The sequence below is a fragment of the Gramella sp. AN32 genome (assembly GCF_023718305.1).
GTDB classification, from domain to species: Bacteria; Bacteroidota; Bacteroidia; order Flavobacteriales; family Flavobacteriaceae; genus Christiangramia; species Christiangramia antarctica.
Map to the genome: position 1 here is coordinate 146,306 of NZ_QEYO01000005.1, position 24,866 is coordinate 171,171.

19 protein-coding genes are annotated in these 24,866 nt (G+C 38.8%); 11 read left to right on the forward strand and 8 right to left on the reverse strand.

All coding sequences use genetic code 11. From position 1 onward, the window contains the following. Positions 1-371 precede the first annotated feature (371 nt). The 3 genes from DHD80_RS07945 to DHD80_RS07955 form a co-directional block, all read right to left on the reverse strand. Positions 372-1,817 carry an exonuclease domain-containing protein gene (locus DHD80_RS07945; RefSeq protein WP_251740628.1) on the reverse strand — a complete coding sequence of 482 codons (1,446 nt, stop codon included), beginning with the start codon at positions 1,815-1,817 and terminating at the stop codon, positions 372-374. Between the two features lie 97 nt (positions 1,818-1,914). Beyond that, positions 1,915-2,667 carry a sterol desaturase family protein gene (locus DHD80_RS07950; RefSeq protein ID WP_251740629.1) on the reverse strand — a complete coding sequence of 251 codons (753 nt, stop codon included), beginning with the start codon at positions 2,665-2,667 and terminating at the stop codon, positions 1,915-1,917. 335 nt (positions 2,668-3,002) lie between these two features. After that, positions 3,003-3,140, reverse strand: a complete 138-nt coding sequence (locus tag DHD80_RS07955; protein ID WP_251740630.1) for a hypothetical protein — start codon at positions 3,138-3,140, stop codon at positions 3,003-3,005. Between the two features lie 351 nt (positions 3,141-3,491). On the opposite strand from DHD80_RS07955, the gene DHD80_RS07960 reads away from it, so the two are divergent. After that, positions 3,492-4,373 carry a DUF808 domain-containing protein gene (locus DHD80_RS07960; RefSeq protein WP_251740631.1) on the forward strand — a complete coding sequence of 294 codons (882 nt, stop codon included), beginning with the start codon at positions 3,492-3,494 and terminating at the stop codon, positions 4,371-4,373. 109 nt (positions 4,374-4,482) lie between these two features. Here the strand turns inward: DHD80_RS07960 and DHD80_RS07965 are convergent, their stop codons facing one another. Beyond that, positions 4,483-4,971: a hypothetical protein gene (locus tag DHD80_RS07965; RefSeq protein ID WP_251740632.1), complete on the reverse strand. Its 489-nt coding sequence runs from the start codon at positions 4,969-4,971 to the stop codon at positions 4,483-4,485. 248 nt (positions 4,972-5,219) lie between these two features. Beyond that, the gene (gene rlmF / locus DHD80_RS07970) at positions 5,220-6,080 is read right to left on the reverse strand and encodes a 23S rRNA (adenine(1618)-N(6))-methyltransferase RlmF (protein WP_251740633.1); all 861 of its coding nucleotides are present in this window, start codon (positions 6,078-6,080) and stop codon (positions 5,220-5,222) included. Between the two features lie 89 nt (positions 6,081-6,169). On the opposite strand from rlmF, the gene DHD80_RS07975 reads away from it, so the two are divergent. From DHD80_RS07975 to DHD80_RS08015, 9 genes are all read left to right on the forward strand, one after another. Continuing rightward, a complete protein-coding gene (locus DHD80_RS07975) occupies positions 6,170-7,480 on the forward strand; it encodes a DEAD/DEAH box helicase (protein WP_251740634.1) in 1,311 nt (436 codons plus the stop codon). A 194-nt stretch (positions 7,481-7,674) separates the two neighbouring features. Beyond that, on the forward strand, positions 7,675-10,182 hold the full coding sequence (gene nirB, locus DHD80_RS07980; protein ID WP_251740635.1) for a nitrite reductase large subunit NirB: 2,508 nt from the start codon (positions 7,675-7,677) through the stop codon (positions 10,180-10,182). 165 nt (positions 10,183-10,347) lie between these two features. Then, positions 10,348-10,722, forward strand: coding sequence for a nitrite reductase small subunit NirD (nirD, locus tag DHD80_RS07985; RefSeq protein WP_251740636.1), 375 nt, complete (start codon positions 10,348-10,350; stop codon positions 10,720-10,722). Positions 10,723-10,740: 18 nt separating this feature from the next. Beyond that, positions 10,741-11,322 carry a DUF4202 domain-containing protein gene (locus DHD80_RS07990; protein WP_251740637.1) on the forward strand — a complete coding sequence of 194 codons (582 nt, stop codon included), beginning with the start codon at positions 10,741-10,743 and terminating at the stop codon, positions 11,320-11,322. Between the two features lie 12 nt (positions 11,323-11,334). Next, entirely contained in the window at positions 11,335-13,152 is a 1,818-nt protein-coding gene (locus DHD80_RS07995; RefSeq protein ID WP_251740638.1) for a type IV pili methyl-accepting chemotaxis transducer N-terminal domain-containing protein, read from the forward strand. Positions 13,153-13,203: 51 nt separating this feature from the next. Beyond that, on the forward strand, positions 13,204-13,860 hold the full coding sequence (locus DHD80_RS08000) for a response regulator transcription factor (RefSeq protein WP_251740639.1): 657 nt from the start codon (positions 13,204-13,206) through the stop codon (positions 13,858-13,860). A 444-nt stretch (positions 13,861-14,304) separates the two neighbouring features. Beyond that, positions 14,305-15,720 carry an MFS transporter gene (locus DHD80_RS08005; RefSeq protein WP_251740640.1) on the forward strand — a complete coding sequence of 472 codons (1,416 nt, stop codon included), beginning with the start codon at positions 14,305-14,307 and terminating at the stop codon, positions 15,718-15,720. Positions 15,721-15,845: 125 nt separating this feature from the next. Continuing rightward, a complete protein-coding gene (locus tag DHD80_RS08010) occupies positions 15,846-19,367 on the forward strand; it encodes a nitrate reductase (protein WP_251740641.1) in 3,522 nt (1,173 codons plus the stop codon). Then, positions 19,364-20,806: a rubredoxin gene (locus DHD80_RS08015; protein WP_251740642.1), complete on the forward strand. Its 1,443-nt coding sequence runs from the start codon at positions 19,364-19,366 to the stop codon at positions 20,804-20,806. The genes DHD80_RS08010 and DHD80_RS08015 overlap by 4 nt, the downstream gene beginning before the upstream one ends. Positions 20,807-20,890: 84 nt before the next feature. Here the strand turns inward: DHD80_RS08015 and DHD80_RS08020 are convergent, their stop codons facing one another. After that, positions 20,891-21,187, reverse strand: coding sequence for a GIY-YIG nuclease family protein (locus DHD80_RS08020; RefSeq protein ID WP_251740643.1), 297 nt, complete (start codon positions 21,185-21,187; stop codon positions 20,891-20,893). 278 nt (positions 21,188-21,465) lie between these two features. On the opposite strand from DHD80_RS08020, the gene DHD80_RS08025 reads away from it, so the two are divergent. Then, positions 21,466-21,660 carry a hypothetical protein gene (locus DHD80_RS08025; protein ID WP_251740644.1) on the forward strand — a complete coding sequence of 65 codons (195 nt, stop codon included), beginning with the start codon at positions 21,466-21,468 and terminating at the stop codon, positions 21,658-21,660. An 867-nt stretch (positions 21,661-22,527) separates the two neighbouring features. On the opposite strand, the gene moaA is transcribed toward DHD80_RS08025, so the two are convergent. After that, positions 22,528-23,535 (reverse strand): GTP 3',8-cyclase MoaA, encoded by a 1,008-nt coding sequence (gene moaA, locus DHD80_RS08030; RefSeq protein ID WP_251740705.1) that lies wholly within the window; start codon positions 23,533-23,535, stop codon positions 22,528-22,530. Positions 23,536-23,593: 58 nt separating this feature from the next. Continuing rightward, entirely contained in the window at positions 23,594-24,394 is an 801-nt protein-coding gene (gene cobA / locus DHD80_RS08035) for a uroporphyrinogen-III C-methyltransferase (protein WP_251740645.1), read from the reverse strand. Positions 24,395-24,866 lie beyond the last annotated feature (472 nt).

Here is a 24,866-nt window from a genome sequence, read left to right on the forward strand (position 1 = left end):
TCATTTCATCTAAATAATATATCCCGAAAGCCAATTTTTATTAGCAAACTGCCTACATGGAAGAAATCTTTGAAGTAGAAAATCAATATTCTGTCAAAATGTAAAGCAGGGTTGGTAATCAATTCTTCATAATTTCAAGAAATACACTGAAGAGAAATAAAAAATTTCTTGAAACCGACTATGCTCGAGGCAAGCCGTAGGGGTATATCGCCGGTTTCATTTTGGCCTCCGGGCCAAAAACCGAAATTTTGTATTTCCCCCTCACCCAGAACTGCGAAAAAGCAGTTCTGACCTCTCCCGAGGGAGAGGTGAAGAGGAAACCCCGACGGCTGAGCCGTCGGGGAATTTTATAGATTAAAATAGATCTGTTTCTAAAAGCTGATAAGGCTTTCAAGTAATTTTTCAGAAGTATGTTTTACCTCAAAATCATTGTTTTGCGAAATTGGAATTTTAATTAAGTCCTTTTTATTGTTCAAATAACTGCTTACAATTCTGTCAGCATAACTTGAATTTTTCTGCGGAATTAAATAGTTTTTAAAATCTTCAAGATTATTTACTTCTTCTGAGGTATCTATAAATCCATACCCCGCATATCTGCCTTTTTTAAGATAAATAAATGCTTTCTCATTATTTGCTCTACCATTTTCAACAAGCAGATATGAATTTTCAAACTGATGGATATAATCTACAGCCTTGCTCACCCGGGAATTATATTCCTCTTGGGTAATTTCATCTTTACAAACTCCGCTACAATTAGAAATTTTAAAGTGATTACAGTGAATTACACCCGATTGTAAGCCGCAATATTTAGGACAAAGACCAAATTCGAGACAAAGTAACTCCAAAAATCTAATAGCTTCTTCCCGTGTATAGAATTTCATCCAGCTTACGGGGGCGATTTTATTGCGATGTAGCGCAAACTGTTCGATCCCTTTCTGGTTATGATAGGAAGTAAGTGTATAAGGTCGGGATAACTTTTTCTGAGCTTTATTAAATTCAGGATAATACTTTAAAATTAATTCAGACTCCCGGAGCAAAGCAAGAAATTCGTTTCCGGTGAGTTCATAATCGATGCTGTAAGTTCTCTGCATCAACTTATATTTTCGGTTTGTCCTTTCCTGAAAATGTGACTTTATGCGGCTCTTTATGTTTTTAGCTTTTCCTATATAAAGGGGAATTCCATCCTGGTCACGGAAAAAATAAACGCCCGTAGTAGTTGGTAGTTTATCTAAATCTGAATTTTTAAAATTTGGTGGAAGGTATGAGGCCGCTGTTCTTTGATTCAAAAACTTTTTAATCTCAATAAAATCTGAATCTAAAGAAAGACAACGCTGAAATAAAATAAGCGTTGCTTCACAATCTCCCTGGGCTCTGTGTTTATCATAAATGGGGATATTGATAGAACTGCAAATGTTTCCAAGACTATAAGAGAAAAGTCCCGGAATTAATTTTTTTGCCAGTCTTACTGTACAAATTCGTTTTCTCTTAAACTCGATATTTAATTTGGCGAATTCAGATTTTAGAATATTATAATCAAAATTCACATTATGTGCTACAAAGACACAATCCTTGGTGATTTTCTCAATTTTTCCTGCTATTTCAGAAAATTGGGGGGCCGAGCTAAGCATTTCGTCGTTAATACCGGTAAGACTTTCGATGTAAAGTGGAATAGACTGGCTTGGATTTACCAGGGATGAAAATTGTTCAATTACCTTTCCATTTTCCACGACAATCACACAAATCTCGGTGATTCTATTTTGATGAATTCCACTCCCCGTAGTTTCAATATCGGTAATAGCAAACTTGACATCTTTCATGAGGGCAAATTAGAATATTTTTTAAACTAATAAAAGGAAAATATCCTAATTAATGGAAATAATCCACTGGTTCTTAAAAAAAATAAGGGCACATGTCTTAATTATTCATTTTTTCACTTTCAGTATTCATCCATTTGTCCCAAAAGGTAAAGTACAAACCGTAGTTGGTTTTAAATTCAGCATGGTGAAAATGATGGTGCGTTGCGCCTATTAGCATTTTTCCGAAGAGACTTTTTTGAAATTTTTCAGAATAAATTTCAATGTCTAAATGATTAATAACACTACTCACTGTCATAATTAAGAGATATAATACTACTACACTTATATGTAACGGGAGAAGGATTAATAGAAGAGGAAGGATTATCGCTTCTAAAATAGCTTCCCATGGATGAAAGGAAAAAGCGGTCCAGGGGGATGGCGTTAAACTGTCATGGTGAACTTTATGTACTTTTCTATAAATCCATGGTTTATGCATCCAACGATGTAGCCAATAGTAATAGGTTTCATGTATTAATGGCGCAACTATTAAGCTCAATGGAAAATACCAGATATCTTTCGGATTTAAATCAAGGTAAATCTGAGTGAATCCTTTTTGGTATAGAAAAAAAAGAAATGCACCGGTAATAGCGAAAATTACAGAAGAAATAAGGCTCCATTTAATTTCACTTTTAAATTGGGCTTTTTTATAGGGCCTTGTACTTAATTTTTTAGGCTGAAATTTCTCTTTGTTTTTGATGTAGTAGTAATAATAGAAGAAGCCGGCGGCAATAAAATATCTAACAACGAGGATGAGAAAAAAAATAAATATATAAAGCAAAAATTCGCTAATCAGCCCTATTGATGTCTCCATGCATGAAATTTCGGTTTCTGAAATTTTAGAATAATAAATAAATGTAAAGCAATGGAACATAAATCATTACTAAGATCCTTTTAAAAAAATCTTAATAAATTGATCTGCATCCATTCAATATATTCCGATAAGTGGGCAAAACTGAGCTTCCAAAATATTGAAATCTAAAGTCCGATCCTTGGGAAGCATTATGGAAATTGATCCAGAAATACCACAGAAAAGGATATGGTTAATAAAACAGAAAAATTTCTGAGAACCGTGTTGAATTCGTTATGTCCCTATCAAAAAAAATCCCGCTCGTTAGAACAGGATTTTTATCAGTTCTCGTAAATAATTCACTTTTGTTCCTTCTTGGTATTTTTAGCGGAATCGTCTTTTTTAATCTTATCCTTTTCCTTTTCATCTTTCGTGATTCCTTTGGCGTGCGGGATAGGATGTTTACCCTGTTTATCGTCGTAATTTGGAGTTTTCATAATAGCTGATTTAATTTTTTATAAACTTTCTATGGCTAATAATATTACTTTCCGCTTGGGTTAAGGGATTTTCTAACATTGTTTAACATTCTAATGTTAATGAGAAGAAATAGCTGTTATATGATCATTTGTTTTCGGTTTTCTCTAAATATTTGCTTCTTAAAAGAGATAAGGAACTAGAAGTTTAAAAGCAGAAATTAGCATAGGATAATTTTGTAAATCCATTCTGTGAGTATGAAGTTTATCATTTGGTGTAGGACTATAATATTCACTTGAGGAATTACTAAATTTAATTTTTTGATTCCGTTTAAAAAATGCAACTTTCCCAGTTCTAAGTTTAACTAAAGAATTATGGCTTCCGGATTTTTTGCATTATTAGATGATATAGCTGCTCTTATGGATGATGTAGCAGTAATGGGAAAGGTGGCAGGAAAGAAAACCGCTGGGATTCTGGGGGACGATTTGGCTGTTAATGCTGAAAAAGCATCAGGTTTTATGTCTTCGAGGGAGATCCCTGTTTTATGGGCCATCACCAAAGGCTCTTTTTTAAACAAAATTATAATCCTGCCCATTGCATTTCTTCTAAGTGCTTTTTTACCCGGGGCCATAACTGTTATTTTGATTATAGGTGGTTTATACCTGGCCTATGAAGGGGCAGAAAAAGTTTATGAATTTTTCTTTCCGCATGCCCATCCTTCAGAAAAACCATTACTGGAAAAACTTTCGGAAGAAGAAGTCCTCGCTCGGGAAAAAGATAAAATTAAGTCGGCAATTTTAACCGATTTTATTCTTTCAGTAGAAATTGTGATCATCGCTTTAGGTACGGTAAGCCAGGAGCCGCTTCCAACTCAAATCATTGTGGTTTCAATCATCGCTCTCGTTGCCACTATTGGTGTTTATGGAATCGTTGCCCTCATCGTTCGAATGGATGAATTTGGAGCGAAACTGATTAATCTCAATGAAAGAGACGATAGCTTTTCAGACAAGCTTGGAATTTTTCTGGTGAACGCCTTGCCAAAGGTGATTAAAAGCTTGTCGGTTATTGGAACTATAGCTTTATTGTTGGTTGCAGGTGGCATCTTTAGCCATAACCTTCAGTTCCTTCACGGTCTTTTTGAAAATATTCCTGCAATAATTATAGAATTTTTGCTTGGGTTGGTCGTAGGGATTCTTGTATTACTGATTGTGAATTTGGGAAAAAAACTTTGGAAGAAAGTTTTTAAGAAAGACTGAAAAGGATGGCAGGTAGTAAATATTGACGCTTTTCTAAAACAATTTTATTTCAAAATTTGGTATCTTATATAATTATATAATAAAGACTAAAAATTATATTATATCATAATTAATTATAGTTTTTACTTCTATCAAAGGAAGAATATTTTCCATTATAATTTCCATTCAAAATATCACCATTTGCTAATTTGAAAATCATATGAACTGAAAAAGATTCATTCATTTCTACAGAAAAAGTTCCATCGACAATTTTAACTTCTTTATTATTTATAAATATTGAGCCATTAAAACGATATGGTTCCCTATCCGATAAAGATTTTTTGCTAATTGTATAAATACCGTCAGCAACTTTATAAGTATTTGCGCTAGTCAAGGATATATATATGAAAGTTTGAGCATCGGAAAGTTTGCTTGTTCCACTTATAAAATCAATTTCAAATTTCGATTTATTATCATAAGATTCATTTGTTATTTCAGCAGATTCAAGTTTCCAATTTTTGGATCCTATCTGAAAATAATTGTCAGAGGCAACCTTAAAAGAATTGTTCAAAAAAAAGATAACAATTAGAGTGACGGAAGTAAGTAATGAATTTTTCATTGTTAAATTTTTATATGATTCGTCTAAAATTTAACAATTATTATACCGCTAATTATATATCTACAACATAATAGAGTGTACATCAAGATTTTTACAATAAAATATATCTCAAACCATTTCTTGCCCCTTGATTTCTAAGTAAGCAATACTTCTGCCATAGCAGATTAAATAATTCATCATATCACTCCCCATAATTAGAGAAGTTGTTTTAAGTAATGTTTAAGAGTGATACCGATTAATAAATCAAATTACGTATTAAACTGCCAGGCGATGATCCTGCTTTTTTTATTCCCCACTTCCATTTCAATGCTCGTAAAACTCGCTTTTACTTTGTCAAGCTGTTTATAAAGTTTGGCCAGATTTTCCTTTTTAGAAACCAGGCAGGTAAACCAGTCTACCTGATTTTTAAATAGCTTACTTTCTTTAATCATTCTTTTAAGAAACAATGCTTCACCGCCATTGCACCATAATTCAGTAGCCTGGCCGCCAAAATTTCTCGCGCTTTCAGTTTCTTGTCCCAGATTTCTTGACTTCTGAAAATTGGCTTTTTGAGCGTCATTTTCTGAATTATAAAAAGGAGGATTGCACATAGTAAAATGGAAATGATCCTGATCGCCAATCATCCCTTTAAAGATGCTTCCACGGTCTGGCTGAAGTTTAACTTCTATATCTTTCAAAGTTCCGGGGTTATTTAGAATATTGGAACCTGCAGCCTTTACAGATTGTTCTTCAACATCGGTACCCCGCATCTTCCAGTCATAAATGCGATTAGCGAGGATGCAATAAATGGCATTTGCGCCTACACCAATATCCAGTCCGCGAATGGAACTATTCTTTCCGGTTTCTTTAAGAAGATCAGCGATATGGTGAAGATATTCAGCCCTGCCGGGAATTGGCGGACATAGATAACCTTCAGGGATATCCCAATTCTCTATTTTATAATGAAACTTCAGCAAGGCTTTATTTAACTGGAGCACAGCTCCCGGGTTTCCAAAATCGATACTGCGATTTCCGAATTGATTCAGAATAACAAAAGGCGTTAATGCTGGTAAAGCGGAAATGAGTTTCCTGAAATCATAAGAATTTTGGTGTAGACTTCTTGGATGCATATTAAATATTTTAGAATCGTTAGTGAAATTGACGAACTCAAAAAGCGTCAAAGAAGATGATCCCGGCAATTTAGCTGTACTTTTGACCCATGGCAAATATCATAAAATCTGAAGAAGAAATTCTCCAAAAGCTAAAGATTTCGAATCTTAATGCAATGCAGAAAGAGGCTGGGTCGGTTATTAAATCTTCAGAAAATAGTATGCTATTATCTCCAACCGGGACGGGGAAAACCCTGGCATTTCTTCTGCCGGTATTAGCACAACTGGATCCCGAAAATGAAAATATTCAGGCATTGATTCTTGTGCCCTCAAGGGAACTCGCTATTCAAATTGAACAGGTGATAAGAGAAATGGGAACTGGTTTTAAAGCAAATGCGGTGTATGGGGGAAGGTCTTCAAAAAAGGATAGGTTAGAACTGAGCCATTTACCGGCAATCTTAATTGGAACACCAGGAAGGCTTGCTGATCATTTGCGGAGGGAGAATTTTTCTGTTAAAAATATCAAGATTATTGTTCTGGATGAATTTGATAAATCCCTGGAAATTGGTTTTGAAGAAGAAATGCGGGAGATCTTTGAATTTTTACCCCATATTGAAAAAAGGATTTTAACCTCTGCTACACAAAATGTCCAGGTTCCAGGTTTTGTTAAAATGACAAGGCCTCAAACAATAAATTATCTTTCTGAAGAGACACCTTTGCTGGAGATCAAAACAGTGAATTCCCCAGATAAAGATAAACTGCAGAGTTTAATAGATTTATTGGAGCATATTGGGAACAAACCCGGGATCATTTTCTGTAATTTTCGGGATAGCATCGAGAGGATTAGTGATTTTCTTTCAGAAAATAGTATTCCCCATGGCACTTTTTACGGTGGAATGGAGCAGCAAGACCGTGAACGTGCTTTAATAAAATTTAGAAATGGGACCCATCGTATCCTTATCGCCACAGATCTTGCCGCTCGCGGAATTGATATTCCTGAATTAAACTTTATAATCCATTACCAACTTCCTTTAAAAGAGGCAGAATTTACCCATCGAAATGGAAGAACCGCAAGGATGGAAGCTACCGGCATTGCTTATGTACTAAAATGGAAGTATGAAGATTTGCCACATTTTATAGAGCAAGCAGATCTCAAGGTGATGAAATCAAACCTGATTAAAACTGAAACTGCCTGGAAAACCTTATTTATCTCCGGAGGTAGAAAAGATAAAATTTCCAAAGGTGATATTGCCGGACTTTTTTTTAAGCAGGGAAATTTGAAAAAAGAGGAACTGGGTACTATTGAATTGAAAAGGGATTGCAGTTTTGTATCTGTAGATGCAAGTAAGGCTAAGGAAGTGATTATGAAACTGGATAACTCAAGACTTAAGAAAAAAAAGGTAAGAATAAGACTGGTTTAGTTAAGGAGATTAGGAAGATCATGTTTGTAATTGAGTGTGGTTCTTGTTCAATTTTCTTCACAATTAAAATAAAGGAAGAGGTGTAGACTATAATTCAAAAATTGGCCCGGTTTATTTGGGATGAACATAAAAAATTCATATTACGTATATATTATAAGTAAAAATACTTATATTTGATTTTTAAATACGTAGTTATGGAAAAAATAATTGTAGTGGGAAACGGAATGGTGGGTTATAAATTCTGTGAAAAGTTAATAGATTCCCCGCGTAGAGGAAATTTTGAAATCCTTGTTTTTGGTGAAGAATCCCGTGCAGCCTATGATCGTGTTCATTTAAGTGAGTATTTTTCGAGGGAAAAACCTGAGGAACTTTTATTGGCACCCCTAAACTGGTATCAGGATAACCACATAGAACTACGTACCTCAGAATTAATAAGGGAAATAAGACCGGAACAAAAAGAAGTAGTGACCTATAAAGATGAGGTTTTTAAATATGACCGGCTGGTGCTGGCCACCGGTTCTTATCCCTTTGTTCCGCCCATAAAGGGAACCGATAAAGCCGGGGTATTTGTATATCGAACCATAGAGGATCTTGATGCAATGAGGCATTATGCTTCAAAATTGAAGAAAGACGGAAAAAGCAAAGCTGCTGTTTTGGGAGGCGGACTGTTAGGCCTGGAAGCCGCGAATGCTGCTAAGGAACTAGGACTGGAAACCGATGTTATTGAATTTGCTTCTCGTCTTATGCCCCGGCAGTTAGATGAACCGGCAAGTAATATGTTAAAGACTAAAATTGAGAGCCTGGGCATTAAAATTCACCTTAACAAAGCTACTTCAGAAATTGTGGGAGAAGAAGGTGTGGAAAAACTGGATTTTTCAGATGACACCTCTCTTGATACCGATATGCTCATTATTTCAGCAGGGATTAGGCCACGGGACGAACTCGCCTCCCAGGCAGGTTTAAAGATGGGGGAACGTGGCGGTGTTTGGGTAAATAATAAAATGCAAACATCCAATAAAGATATTTATGCCATTGGAGAAGTAGCTTTTTATAATGGTGGAGTATATGGCCTTGTCGCACCCGGTTATAATATGGCTGAAGTTGCTGTGGAACAAATTACCGGTGGCGATAAATTAATGATCGAGCGCATAGATATGTCTACGCAGTTAAAACTAATTGGGACCGAAGTGGCCAGCTTTGGGGATCCCTTTATTGATAATAACGAGGTGGCAACTATTGTTTATGAGAATAAACGTTCAGGAATTTATAAGCGGATTAATGTTTCCAGGGAGGGTGAAAAACTACTTGGCGGGATTCTCATAGGTGATTCTTCAGATTATAATAATCTTTTTCAGTTGTTTATCAATGAAATGAAGCTGCCTGAAGATCCTGAAGATCTTATTATTCCTTCCAAAAATGGAAAAGAAACCGCGTTGGGCAGCGCGATGGATTATCCCGATTCGGCTCAGATCTGTTCCTGTGAAAGTGTGACCAAGGGCGCGATTTGCGGTTCTATTGAAAGTGGAAATTGTGAAAACCTTGGAGATGTTATAAAAACAACCAAAGCAGCCACGGGTTGTGGTGGATGCAAACCTATGGTGGCCGATCTTGTTAAGGCCACGCTCAAATCCATGGGAAAAGAAGTAAAGGAAACGCTTTGTTCACATTTCAAATTTAGCAGGCAGGAACTATATGATCTTGTGAAAATCAATAAAGTGAAAGATTACGATGAAGCGCTGAACCTTTTTGGAACAGGCCATGGGTGTGAAATTTGTAAGCCCGCCCTGGCTTCGATATTTGCCAGTATTTATATGGAAACTGCGAACAAGCAGGTGACCATTCAGGATTCCAATGACCGGTTCCTGGCCAATATTCAGAAAAATGGGAGTTATTCTGTGGTGCCAAGAGTCCCGGGCGGTGAGATCACTCCGGAGAAGCTAATGGTGTTGGGCAGGGTGGCAAAAAAATATGATTTGTATTCCAAGATCACGGGAGGGCAGCGAATTGACCTTTTTGGCGCTCAACTTCACGAGTTGCCCCATATCTGGCGGGAACTTATAGATGCCGGCTTTGAGAGTGGTCATGCCTATGGAAAATCCCTGAGAACGGTAAAAAGTTGCGTGGGTTCAACCTGGTGTCGTTATGGAATGCATGAAAGTGTAAGTTACGCCATACGCATCGAAGAAAGGTATAAAGGCTTGCGATCACCTCATAAACTCAAGGGTGGTGTTTCTGGTTGTATTCGTGAATGCGCGGAAGCCCGGGGCAAGGATTTCGGAATTATCGCCGTGGAAAACGGATGGAACCTCTATGTATGCGGAAACGGCGGGGCAACTCCAAAGCATGCCATACTTCTGGCTGAACAGCTAGATGATGAAACCTGCATTAAATATCTGGACAGGTTCTTAATGTATTATATACGTACCGCACCACCACTTACCCGTACCGCTCCATGGCTGGAGAAACTTGAAGGCGGAATAGATTACCTGAAAGACGTGATAGTGAATGATTCTCTCGGAATTGCTGAAGAGCTGGAAAAAGAAATGCAGGGGCTGGTGGATAGATATGAATGTGAATGGAAACAGGCGATTGAAGACCCGGAAATGATGAAGCGATTTAAGCATTTCGTGAACTCTGATGATGTGGACGATAATCTGGAATTTGTTCCTATGAGGGATCAGAAAAAAACAAAGGCCTGGTAATTTTGATATTTGTCAGCTTTAACGCTCAAATGAGTTTTTGTCATCTTGAGCTTAGTCGAAAGATAGACAAAAAAATGTCAACTGTGGTTGAAGTGAGCTTACCCTAATAGTTTGACAGAACAGCTATTTTTTAAGGACATACATTATTTTTTAAACTAAAAGATTATGCAACATATAATTGAACAATATAATTCAGTAAATCCAGTTGAGGTAAAAAACTGGTTCCACGCCGGAAAGATTTCCGATTTTCCCACAGATGGAGGGGCTTGTGTGAAATATGAATCCCGGCAAATTGCAGTATTTCATTTTAACCGCATAGCCAAATGGTATGCCTGCCAGAATCTTTGCCCGCATAAACTGGAAATGGTGCTGTCACGTGGGATGACAGGAGATGACCAGGGGATCCCAAAAGTGGCCTGCCCTATGCATAAGAAAACATTTTCGCTGGAGGATGGTAACAATCTAAACGGCGACGATTATAAGATCGCCGTATATCCTGTAAAGATTGAGGATGAAAATGTGTATATTGGTTTTTCTTGATTAAGCCTGTTAAAACTAATGGATACAAAGTTTAAAGAAGCAATACGCCTTATAGACTCCAGGAATTCTAAAGATCCTAATAAAGAGATTTATCAGGGTGAAGAATATCCCAAGGAGCTCTTATATTCCCAGCGAATGACGCAGCATCTGGATGAATTTTCTCCAGATGCGCCAGAAGAATTGCGAATAGCGGCAAGAGCGCAACATATTTGCCGGTGGCAAGTTGCCAGGAATGAATATCCCATGGACCGGGTTGGTTATTTAAAATGGAGGAATGACCTTAAAAAGGTACATTCTGAAATCACCGCAGAAATCCTGGAAAAAGTAGGCTATGAAAAAGATTTTATAGACAGGGTCACTTTTCTTATTCAGAAGAAAAAGATAAAAAAAGATGAGGATTCCCAAACGCTTGAAGATGTGATATGCCTTGTTTTTCTTGAATATTACCTGAAAGATTTTGCGGCAAAACATGAAGACGAAAAAATGATGGATATTATCAAAAAAACCTGGGCAAAAATGTCAGAAAGAGGACATCAGGCAGCACTTAAATTACCTATGGATCCAAAAAGCGAGCGTCTTGTAAAACAGGCTTTGTCTTAAAATTTATAGTGGATGCCCGATACTCCAGGAAATTCGCTTGATCAGCACACTTTTAAAAAGCTGAGCCGTCTTTACATTTTGGCGCTAAGTGCCATTGCGGTTAGTGTAATTCTTAGCCAAATCCTTATTCATCAATATCTTGAAGATCAGGAGAGCGATTCTACGGTAGTGAATATAGCGGGTCGCCAGCGAATGCTCAGTCAAAAACTTACTAAAGAAACACTTCAACTTCTTATTGCCGGGCAGCCTTCCGAAAAAATTCAATTAAAGGAAAATATCAAATCTACCCTGGAGCGATGGGATTTCTCCCATTATGCCCTTTTGGAGGGGAGTGACAGCCTGGGCCTTCCTGGGAATAACAGCGATAGGGTGAACGAGATGTTTCAGCAAATTCAGCCCCATTTCCTTAAAATGAAGGAAGCGAGTGCCTCTATCGTAGCACAACTGGAAAAAGATCCAGATACGCCCCTTGACCAATTATCTGATGAAATTTTTCTGGTGAAGACAAACGAAGTCAGCTTTTTACAGGGAATGGATAATATCGTTAATCAGTACGAGAAAGAAGCCGGGGATAAAGTTGATAAACTGGGGAATCTGGAGTTGTTTCTAATGGCGGTGACTTTACTTATTCTTCTTTCTGAATTTCTATTTATTTTCTGGCCGGCTGCCAAGGGGGTGCGGCATACTATTCATAATTTGATGATGGCCGAAACTAAGGCTAAAAAAATGGCACATGATGCCGATGTATTGAGCCAGGCCAAAGAAAAGTCGGTAAAGGAGTTGAGAGTGCTCAATCAGGCCATGAACCAAACTTTGCTGTTTGCCCGGCTTACTTCAGAAGGGGATATTATTCAGATAGGTGAAAAATTTTCCCGCCTTTTCAAGATCAGAAAGTTTGCTGATTATAGCAAATTTCAGGATTTACTTTCCGGAAACGAAGAAGAGAAAAAAAATATAGAAAATCTTTTAGAGGAAAATGCCCGAAAAGGATGGCAGGGAGAAGTAAAGGCAACCACTACCGAAGGTGCCGACGTTTGGATGGAAATGTCGCTTATTCCTTTCAGCCCGGTACAGGACAACTGGGAAATTCTGGTGATCGCCATAGACATCACAACCAGGAAGGAAGCTCAGTTGGAGATCGAAAGGTTGACGAAACGGAATTTTGAGGAGAAGATGAACCAGCAAAAGCTTATTTCCAGTAAAATTATAGAGAACCAGGAAAATGAACAGAATCGTATTGCCAAGGATATTCATGATGGGATTGGCCAGATGTTAACGGGTCTTAGCTTTAATCTGGAAAGTATTGATGTATCCAATACCGAAAAGGCCGCACAAAAAATTGAAGGGCTTAAAGAACTTACGGCAAATATAATTAAAGGGGTAAGGACAGCAACCTTTAATTTAATGCCCCCCGAACTTAGCGATCATGGGATTATTCCTGCACTAACGAAACTAAGCCTGGAACTGGGTAAATTAACGGGGAAAAATATCATGTTATATGACAAAACCGGTTTTAGTGAGCGAATGAATTCCCTTACTGAAATCAATATTTACAGGATTACCCAGGAGGCCATTAATAATGCCATAAAATATGCCAATTCCAGCAATATAATCATTTCTGTCTCTCATAGCAGTAGTATTTTGAGTATTACCATAGACGATAATGGAAAGGGTTTTGATATGAGCAAAGTCAAAACACGTAATGGGAATGGCGGGATGGGAATGACCTTTATGCGTGAGCGCATCAAATATATCAACGGTCGCCTCTTTATAAATTCTGAACCTGGTAAAGGCACGAGGGTGACTCTTAACATCCCTTTGGATTCCTAAAGAAAATACGTAAAAAATTACTAATTTTAAACCTGGAACTGAAATCAGAATATGGATAATATACGTATAGTTTTGGCCGATGATCATGTGTTGGTCAGGGATGGGATCAAAGCATTATTAGAAGATCAGCAGGGCATGGAAGTGGTGAATGAAGCTTCCGACGGATTGGAAGCCCTCGAGATCCTGGAGAAAAACCTACCCGATCTACTTATTGTAGATATACGTATGCCAGAAATGAATGGGATTGAAGTGGTGAGAAAGATCCGCGAGAAGAACTGGGACGTAAAAACCCTGGTACTCTCTATGCATGATTCCGAAGAATACGTAGTTCAGTCAGTCCAGGCAGGTGCCGATGGTTATTTACTGAAAGGATCAAGCAAGGATGAGTTCCTGAAGGCGTTGCATAAAGTAGCTTCGGGGGGCAAGTATTTTTCAGGAGATATTTCCGCGATTCTCATTAATAATTTTACGGGAGAAAATACTTCAAAAAAGAAACCCAAACCCAAAGAAGATCCTTTTAACCTTACCAAAAGGGAAAAACAAATACTCAAATTGGTTTTAGAGGGGAAAAGCAATAAGGAAATCGGAAAAGAGCTCGGAATTAGTAACAGGACCTCTGAGGTTCATCGCTTTAACCTTATGAAAAAGCTGGACGTTAAAAACCTTATCGAATTAACCAATATTGCCAGGGAATACCAGCTTGCTTAAATTCAGCATTCAAGATTCAAAAGTCAAAAGTCAAAACTTAAAATAGGATTCCTGGGGTTCTTCGCTCCACTGCTTTGAGCTTTGGATGACATATTACTGTTGTTTCCATCAAGCTGTCATTCCGACCGTAGAGAGAAATCTCTTTCAATTCAACATTTATAATTCAAAATAGATTGGTTGGATTCTCGCTACATTTTATTCCGAACTGAATGATAATTAAACGATGTCATTCCGACGAAGGAGGAATCTCTTTGGAGTACGGGATACTCTTTCTTACCCTATCCCTTCATTTTTCGAATCTTCTTTATTTTACCATGTCTTTCCAATAATCTTTTAAAATATCCCCCGCTATTTTTAGAAGTTCACATTTTTTCAAATACTTAGTAAATATACGTATTTTATTAAGTATAAATACTTAATTTAGTTTTTCTAAACATGTATATTATGAAAGACTCAACTTCAAAAAAAGCAACTAAACTAGATCTTACGAATATTAAAAGTGTACCTATTCGCACGTTTTGGATTACTTCCATTGCATTTTTCCTATGTTTTTTTGCCTGGTTTGGCATCGTTCCGTTTATGCCCGATGTAGTAAGGGATCTGGGCTTAAGTCCGTCGGAAAAGTGGAATGCAGTGGTACTTGCGGTTACAGGAACCGTTTTCGCCCGGCTGGCAATTGGTAAACTTTGTGATCGTTACGGGCCCCGCTTATGCTATACCTGGTTGCTGATTTTTGGCGCCATCCCGGTAATATTGACCGGTTTTGTACAAACCCCTACCCAGTTTTTGATTTGCAGGTTGCTTACAGGTTTTATTGGGGCATCCTTTGTAATTACCCAGGTACATACTTCTTTGATGTTTTCTTCCAATATTGTGGGCACGGCAAATGCTACTTCAGCAGGTTGGGGTAATCTTGGAGGTGGAGCGAATAGATTGGGAATGCCCCTAATAGCTGCCTTAGTAATAGGTTTCGGGGTTGCTGAATCTTCCGCCTGGAGATATTCTGTAATTATTGCTGGGATTTTGTGTTTCTCTATGGGAATTATTTATTACTTTTTTACGAAAGATACTCCCGAAGGGAATTTTAATGAATTTACAGAAGGGAATGTTCCAAAGGTTAAAAAAGACAAGGTAGGTTTTCTCACTGTGTTGAAAGATTATCGGGTATGGATTCTGTTTGTGGTTTATGCCTGTTGTTTTGGAATTGAACTTACCGTTTATGGTACCATGGACGATTATTTGCAGAATACTTTTCAGCTGGAAAGAATTACCGCAGGTAATATTGTGCTTTCCTTTGCGCTTATGAATATTTTCGCGCGTACCCTGGGGGGGTTATTTGGCGATAAATTTGGTAAATTGAAGGGTTTACGTGGAAGGGTCTTGTTCCTTTCATTTATCCTGGTAGTACAGGGGGTGATGCTTTCATCATTTTCGGGGATCACCAATCTATATATTGCTATTGGTTTTTTGATCTTATTCAGCCTGGCTGTACAGATGGCAGAAGGGGCAACTTTCTCGGTAGTTCCTTTTATCAATAAAAAAGCGATAGGCTCAATTTCCGGGATTGTGGGCGCAGGAGGAAATGTAGGAGCTTTTCTCGCGGCGATGTTGCTGAAGTTTAAATCGGGTGCTGCTGAGCGTGCGGCGATTTCAGCCAATGAAGGGCTGGGGCAGGATATTATGGCATCTGCCCAGGCAGCTGCATCCTCTCAGGCAGTTTCGGAAGGCTACCTCTTTATAGGCCTGGTTGTTGTGGCATCTGGAGTGGTGGCATTAGGAGTACGATTTTCAGTTAAAGATGAAAAAATAGCTCAGGAAGAATTACAAAGTTCTTTAAATACAAAACCGATTAATGCTTAATCTACTAGGTTAAAAATCAATAAAATACAATATTATGACTGGTTTTTTAAAGGATGCATAAAAATAAGGCAAGGCCTTTTATGCTACGATCAAAAAGACCAAATTTGTAAATAAACATGCGGTAAATGATCGGGAAAGAAATGAAAAGTACATGTTCATATTGTGGGGTTGGCTGCGGGGTAGTGGTTAAAAAAAATGCCCAAAACCAAATACAGGTAGAAGGAGATAAAGATCATCCTGTTAATAAAGGAATGCTTTGTTCCAAAGGGATGAACCTGCACTATGTTGTTAATGATACCTCAGACAGGATCCTATATCCCGAAATGCGATGGAGCCGATCCCATCCCAGGGAACGTGTTTCCTGGGATGATGCCATGGATCGCGCCGCTGGCGTTTTTAAATCTATCATTAAAAAGCACGGGCCGGACAGTGTTGGATTCTATGTGTCGGGGCAATGCCTTACTGAAGAATATTATATTGCCAATAAGCTTACCAAAGGTTTCTTAGGAACCAATAATATAGATACCAATTCCAGGCTCTGTATGAGCTCGGCGGTAGTGGGTTATAAAAAGACTTTTGGAGAGGATTCGGTTCCCGGTAGTTATGACGATATAGAACTGGCAGATTGTTTTCTCATCGCAGGGGCAAATCCTGCCTGGTGCCATCCCATACTTTTCAGAAGAATAGAAAAACATAAGGAACTGCATCCCGAGGTAAAGATCATTGTTGCCGATCCCCGTAAAACCGATTCGGCTAATTTCGCCGATTTACACCTTCAATTATTACCAGGAACAGATGTGATCCTTTATAATGCGATAGGAAGACAATTATTGAAAAAGGGATTTATAGACAGGAATTTTATAAAAAACCATACCCAGGGATTTAAAGAATTTAAGGAAAAAGTCCAGGAATTATCACTGAGCAAAGCCTCAAAATTATGTGGGGTCCCTGCAAATGAAATTAAAAAAGCTGCCAGTATTATTGGACGGTCAAAAGGCTTTATAAGCATGTGGGCGATGGGTCTTAACCAAAGTGTGATTGGCAGTGATAAGAATTTTTCTTTGCTTAATCTTTCCCTGGTAACGGGACAGGTAGGAAAACCCGGCTGTGGCCCTTTTTCCCTTACCGGTCAGCCCAATGCAATGGGGGGTCGTGAGGTAGGTGGAATGGCCAATCTTCTGGCGGTACATAAAGATTTATCTAATGAGGAACATCGTAAAGAAGTAGCACAATTCTGGGGCGTAGATGAAATTTCCCCTAAACCGGGATATACCGCGACCGAAATGTTCGACGCACTGGAAGATGGAAAACTGAAAGCGATCTGGATCGTTTGTACCAATCCTATGGTGAGCCTGCCTAATGTACGAAAAGCTGAAAAAGCCCTGAAAAATGCCAAATTTGTGGTAGTACAGGATATTTCTCATAAATCTGATACGGTAGATTTCGCAGATTTGGTACTTCCGGCTGCCGGCTGGCTGGAGAAAGAGGGGACCATGACCAATTCTGAGAGACGTATTTCTTATCTGGAAAAACATATACATCCACCCGGGGAAGCCAGGGCCGATGTGGAAATCCTTTGTGATTTTGCGCAAAGAATGGGCTTTAGGGGTTTTAATTACAATAATACTGAAGAAATTTATCGGGAATATACCCAAATGACCAGGGGCACCAGTATTGATATCTCGCATCTAAGCTATGATCGGCTGAAAAATGAAGGAACTTTCCAATGGCCGGTGCCAGAATATCGCCATCCGGGAACACCGCGGCTTTTTCAGGATAAAAAATTTTATACTGCCTCCCAAAAGGCAATTTTCAATATTCCTGTGAGCACCGCCAATAATTCAGTAAAACCTGATTCTGAATTCCCACTTATTTTAACCACAGGGAGAATAAGGGATCAATGGCATACGATGACAAAAACCGGGAAGGTGGCGCGTTTAAAAACCCATTATCCCAATCCCGTACTGGAAATAAACCTGATAGATGCCTACCTCAATAATATTAAGAATGGCGATGTAACTGAAGTTAAAAGCGCCAGGGGAACGGTAAGGTTAAGGGCAAAAGTGACCGAAGATATAAGGGAAAGTGTTGTTTTTATGCCGATGCACTGGGGAAAACAACTTCAAAATGATCTTAACCGGGCAAACAACCTTACCAGTGATCTTGTGGATCCGCTTTCAAAAGAACCCGATTTTAAATACACGGCGGTTTCAGTTGGAAAATTCAGAAAGAAACAGGAAAAGGTACTTATAGTTGGGGCGGGAGCAGCCGCTTTCCGTTTTATTCAGAATTATAGAGAACATAATAAAAGTGACCAGTTGGAAGTGTTTTCCAGGGAACCGAATCCTTTTTACAACCGGGTGCTGCTTCCGGAGTATATAACAGAGGAACTTAGCTGGGAGCAACTTCAGAAAATAAAAGAAAAAGAGCTTGAAAAACTGAAAATAAACCTCCATACCGAAACCTTTATTACCGCGATTGATCCTGAAGCAAAAACTGTGACCGATAACAACGGAACTAACTACAATTTTGATAAACTGATCCTTGCAACGGGGAGTCGTGCATTTGCCCCTAAGGACGCACAGCTTCACCTTCCGGGAAGGTTTACCATGAGAAGTAAAAATGATGCCGATAGTTTTAAAGCTTATCTGGATGCAACAAATCTCCCCCCGGAACAACAGCATGTGGTGATCGTGGGAGGCGGACTTTTAGGCCTTGAACTGGCTGCGGCAATGAAACACAAGAATGTAAAAATAACCATCGTACAACGTTCTTCCAGGTTGATGGAGCGCCAGCTGGACATTACCTCGAGCAAACTGCTTGCCCAGGATGTGAAAGAAAGGGGCATCCAGATCTATTTTGATAATGAGGTAAGTACCGTTTTTGAAGATGAGGATTCCGGTATGCTAAATATCACCCTTAAAAGTGGTAAAAATATAAATGCGAACGCCATTGTTTACGCTATAGGGACAATTCCCAATGTTGAGATTGCCAAAAAAAGCGGATTGACCTGCGGTCGCGGTGTTAAAGTGAACCAGCATATGCAAACATCACATCCCGATATTTTTGCATTGGGAGAAATTGCGGAATTTAGAAATAAATTATTCGGGATCACTTCCGCAGCCGAAGAACAGGCGACCATCCTCGCCAATTTCATGGCGGGCGATATCAGCAGTACCTATCACGGTTCTGTTTTGATGAATATCCTGAAATTCAATGACCTTGATGTGTGCAGTATAGGCGAGATAAACGTTCCTGAAAATGATGAAAATTATGAAGAAATCATATTTACCGATATCAGAAAACGCTACTACAAAAAGTGTATCGTAAAAGATGATCTGTTGGTAGGAGCAGTTCTTATGGGTGATAAAAATGAATTTGCAGAATTTAAAAGCCTTATAGAAAGTAAGATAGAGTTGGCAGACAGGAGGGATACGCTGCTTCGCGGTTCCGGGAAAACAGAACCCGTAAAAGGAAAACTGGTTTGTTCCTGTAGCCAGGTAGGCACCGGTAATCTGGAAGAAGCCATTTCTAATGGTTGCAGTGACTTTACAGAACTCTGTAAACAAACCGGGGCCGGGCTTGGATGCGGTAGTTGTAAGACGGAAGTAAAAGAAATATTAACGACTTCAAAAGAACTGGTATGAGAAAAAGTCTTCCAAGATTAATTGTTAAAGGTGGGGTGCTTTCACCGGCAGAACTGAAGTTCATTGCTGAAACCGCAGAAAATGCAGGGCTTAGCACCATTTCTTTTGGTTCCCGGCAGGATATCCTGTTCCCTGAGGCCGTAGAGAAGAAAACATTGGAAATACTGAAGGATCTAAATCTGGTAGAACCCTTGTCCTATACGGTAGAAAATATTGTTTCATCTTATGTTACTACGGATATTTTCCCCACCATTCCCTGGTTAACGGGTGATAGATATTTATATATTCTGGAACAGATTCGTTATGAACCTTCTTTAAAGATCAACATTACCGAACCCAGGCAGCGACTTGTTCCTTTATTTACGGGTCATCTTAACTTTATAGCATCTGAGCATGAAGATTACTGGTATCTGTACGTTCGGTTACCTGAATGGGAAAAAACTGAAATGTACCCGGCACTTATTTACAGTTGGGATATTGCCAGGGTAGGAGAAGCTATTGAGAATATTTTACAGGAAGAACCCGGGGATATCCAAATGATTTTTGATCTGGTAAATGATGCGGTAGATACCGATAACAGAACGGTGGATAAACCGCTCGAAGTGCCATTCTATCCGTTTCCTTATTATGAAGGGATGAACCGTGCAGGCTCTGGTGAATACTGGTTGGGGCTGTACTGGAGAAATAACCGGTATGACCTTGAATTCCTTCAGGCTATGTGCGATTTGTGTTCTGAACTCAAAATTGGAAGAATATGTATCACTCCATGGAAATCTTTCATCGTTAAAGGGATTCCCGAGGAATCGAAATTACAATGGGAGAAGTTGCTGGGTAAATTTGGGATCAACGTGAGGCACTCCATGCTGGAGCTTAACTGGCATTTGCCGGTGGCCAATGAGGAACTTTTAAAGCTTAAGAAATATCTCGTTACAAATTTCGACCAGAACGACATTAGTACCTACGGACTCACTTTTAGTATAGCAAATTATACCAGAAGGGTTTATTATTTCACTTCTATTGTGATTGAGAAAAATAGTACTCCCGGGGATCTTTCAGAATTTGAAATCCGTGATACTTTTAATTTGTTGTATGCGAAAGATTTTGATCCCAATACCAGAAAATATATCACCCATGTTCAGGATGTGGACCAGGTGGAATTACCGGGCCTGTTGATGGAACTCAGCCAAATGTATTTCGCGCAACTGGGGCAGAAAAAAGAGAAGGAAAAGTCAACCGGTCCAAAAAAAGAGATCGTAAAAACCGAAGTTTTTCAGTGCCAGGAATGTCTTACGATTTATGACGAAGCCTATGGGGATATTACTCAGAATATTGCGCCCGAGACCTCTTTTAAAGACCTGCCTGAAGATTACAGCTGTCCTGTTTGTGAGGCTCCAAAAGCAAGCTTTAAAAAGAAGCTTTTTGAGAAGATAGATGGTTGATATTTTTAGGTCATTTCGACGGGAGTAGAAATCACATCAAGAAACAGAGTTAGGACTTAACAATTATCTTAATTTTATTCAGAATCAAAAAACCTCATAGTTCAAGGTTTCCCATTTAGGATTACTCGCGGAAATGAGCTTGTTTTTCTTATCTCTGCGCCATTTTTTGAGTTGTTTCTCTCGAGCAATAGCATCTTTCGGGTTGTCAAATACTTCGTAGTAAACCAAGTAAATACAATTATACTTTCCCGCAAATGACTTTTTTGCATTCTGACTGTCAAAGTAATGCTGCCCCAATCGGGTTTGAATATCATTAGTCATTCCAATATATAGCGTGGTCCTGTAATTATTTGTGGTTATATAAGTAAAATAATTCCTCATTTTGACCTCTTAGTAGTATTGGACAGGTTTAATATAGTAGCTTTTTGATAATGATAATCACTGCACAATATTTTTTAACATACCTAACTCTTTGTGTGAAGTCCTCTCAATCATTTCAACGCTAAGAGAAATCATACAGTCAGCATAGAGGGTGTTTAAATGGCGGCGGCTTATTATGATGTGATCCCTCGGCTTCGCTCGGGATGACAACAGAATGTTCATCCCGAGCGTAGGGAGAGGGATCTCTGCAAATTTCTCAATCTCTTTAATTTTTTGAAATGATTTTAGTATTAATGATCCCCGCTGCGCAAAGTCTCCTGACTTTGGAACGGATCCTAATTGTTTCCAGATTTTTATGGAAGAAAGTCGAAATAAGAATTGAACATGAAGTCGGGAAACTTCAAAATGATTCGTGGTTCTTCGGGATAGCATTAGGCTCGAATTCGGCAGACTTCAAGCAGCGCAGAAGATAGATGGTTTATGTTTTTAGGTCATTTCGACGGTAGGAGAAATCACATCAAGAAATGGAGTTAGGACTTAACAATTTTCTTAATTTTATTCAGAATCAAAAAAACCTCATAGTTCAAGGTTTTACTAGGATGTGATCCCTTGGCTTCGCTCGGGATGACAATATAAGTTAGTCTTTAGTTTTATTCGTTATCGCGAGCGCTGTCGAAGCATATTTTCATTCTTTTCTTTTTCCATTGCTGAAAAAGAAACAAAAAAGCTAGTCTGCAGTTTCTCGTTCACCCGTAAGGGTTTAAATCCTAAAAGAATTGAACTCACTTCGCTCAAATAGCAATTCTTTTTTAACGGATTTTGCACCTACGGGTCCTGAATCCGAAACTGAGGACGTTTCCCTGCTAGTGGTCATTGCGAACGCTATTATGGAGACTGCTTCGTTTCACTACCATTAACGTTTTTGATATTTGGGTTACGTTTTAGGGACCCTGAACCCAGTAAGGATGCTGATCTTTAGAATTGTAGTCATGCTGAGATACGTATTAAATAAAATTACCGAGGTAACTTGTTTCAGCATCTCATTAGATATGCTAAAAAATACATCAATTTCTTACGCTAGGTAAATTTTATCAGGGGTCTAACAATGACACTAGGGTAGTCATCGCGAGCGTAGCGTGGCAATCTCTTCCTTGTTTGTTCTTACATGAGATTGCTTCGGTCACTTCGTTTCCTCGCAATGACAAATGCTTTGTCACATTGAGCGGAGTCGAAATGTGCAAACAGGATTTCGGTAAATTGGTTATGGCTAATTGATTATGTGATCCCTCGGCTTCGCTCGGGATGACAATTGCGCTTAGGGTATCACCAGACCCTTGTTTTCAACCTCCAATTGTAATCATACTCCGGTTATTGGTATGCCTTTTAGGATCATTTAATTTCTCAAAACTATTCATCCCTGCACGTACCGCTTTCTTTTTGTTCAGGGAATTTGAAATTAATTCTTCTATGTTTTCACCTGTTCTTAATGCTGAAAGCAGATCGGTCTCATGGTTGGAAAACAAGCAGTTTTTTATTTTTCCGTTTGCGGTAAGCCTGATACGGTTGCACCCGTCACAGAAAGGGTTACTCACCGAGCTGATGATTCCAAACTGTCCCTGAAATCCCTGAATCCTGTAGTTTCTGGACGTGAAATTAGTTTCATCAACGAGTTTTTCAAGGGGTTGCTTCCCGAAGAAGCCTTCAACTTTTTCAAGAATTTCTTCTTCGGTCACCAGTTTAGATTTACTCCAACGGTTTCCATCAAAGGGCATGAATTCGATAAACCTCACCGAAATAGGAAGGTTTTTGGTAAAGAGCACGAAATCAATAATTTCATCTTCATTGAAATCTTTCATTAAAACCGCATTTATTTTTACATTAAATCCTTCCTGTATCAATAAATGAATGTTATCCCAGGCTTTTTTGAACTGATCCCGCCGGGTGATCATTTTGAACTTTTCCGGTAGTAAAGTATCTAGGCTTACATTAATATCATTTAAACCACATTTTCTGAAATCACTAATAAACCGGTCGGCTAATACCGCATTGGTGGTAATAGACAAGCTCACGGGTAGTGCAGAAAGTTTCTTCAGAATATCAGAAAAATCCTTTCTAACCAAAGGCTCCCCACCGGTAAGACGGATTTTATCTACCCCATTTTTTACAAATATTTTCGCGAGCTCAAAGATCTCTCCGGCCTGCATTAGCTGATTTTTTGGAGTTAGGGGCACGCCATCTGCGGGCATACAATAAGCGCAACGCAGATTGCATTTTTCTATTAACGAGATTCGTAAATAATTGTGCTTCCGGCCGAAGGAATCGGTAAGGATTGGCGTGGTTTTAGTCATCATTATCGTGTTTTGCGCCTCTTAATTTTTTTTCTACCCTAACGAATTATTCCTCACCCTAAGCTGGTATGGCTTTAATCCCCAGGTTCTGAAAGATGAATTCGTCACTTAACAAATCGCTCATTCCATTTTTGGATACTTCAACTACCTCGCCTATGATGATAATTGCTGGAGAACTCAATTTTTGTTCAGCTACCAGTTCTTCAATATTTGAGATTTTTCCTATGCAGCTTTTTTCATCTTCACGGGTGCCATTTTGGATCACTGCCACCGGCGTGTTGATTTTTCCCTGGCTCTTGAATACGGAAACGATCTGGGATAATTTGCTCATTCCCATCAATATTACCACGGTTGCATTAGACCTGGCCGCCAGTTGAATATCTCCTGATAATTTACGGTTTGAAGTTGTTCCGGTGAGCACCCAGAAACTTTCCGATACCTTTCGGTGAGTTACAGGAATACCCTGGTTCGCAGCCACTGCGAGTGCTGAAGAAATACCCGGGACCACTTCGGTAGCAATTCCAAGGCCAGACAAGTGAGCGATTTCTTCGCTTCCGCGGCCAAAAACAAAGGGATCACCACCTTTAAGGCGAACCACATTGCCGAATTGTAAAGCGTATTCTACCAGCAACTCGTTGATTTGCTCTTGAGTATAAGAATGACAGCCTGTTCGCTTGCCTACAAAAAGCTTAACCGCATGTGGAGCGTAATTCAGTATTTCCTCGTTTACAAGCGCATCATAAAGAACAGCGTCTGCTTTTTCAAGGGCTTTCACTGCTTTTAGCGTTAGCAGTTCCGGATCGCCGGGTCCCGCGCCCACCAGGCTTACTTTAGGTTGAATTCTAATTGGATTTTTCATCATTATAAATTTAGAGGTCAATACACTTCTGCTTATTTAAGCTGGCTGAAGATGATATTGATGGTTATTAAATGTCCTTTACAGGCTTTCAAATTGTACTTTCAGTTAATTGTTCAAGTTGTTCTTTTGTGTTGATGTTGTTTAAAAACAACACTTCTTTGAGATCGGACATTGCATCATCACCGCTTTAGTTTTGCCAATTACTTTATATAAGCCGGAAGTATTCAAGATCATGGCATAACCATCCATTGCCGACTGACGGAAGGGAGCACGTATATTAGAGAGAAAATATCCTCTGCCAGCACCATACCCAGGGCATCGGTAAGGGGGGCATCCTTAAGTTGCAAATTCTCCGCTTGATTTATAAGTACTCTTACCTGTTTTCCCGAGATCATTTTATAGCGTTATGTTTTTTCAAATATAACGTAGTAATACTTATAAACAAATAATAAATTAAGTAAATTTACTTAGT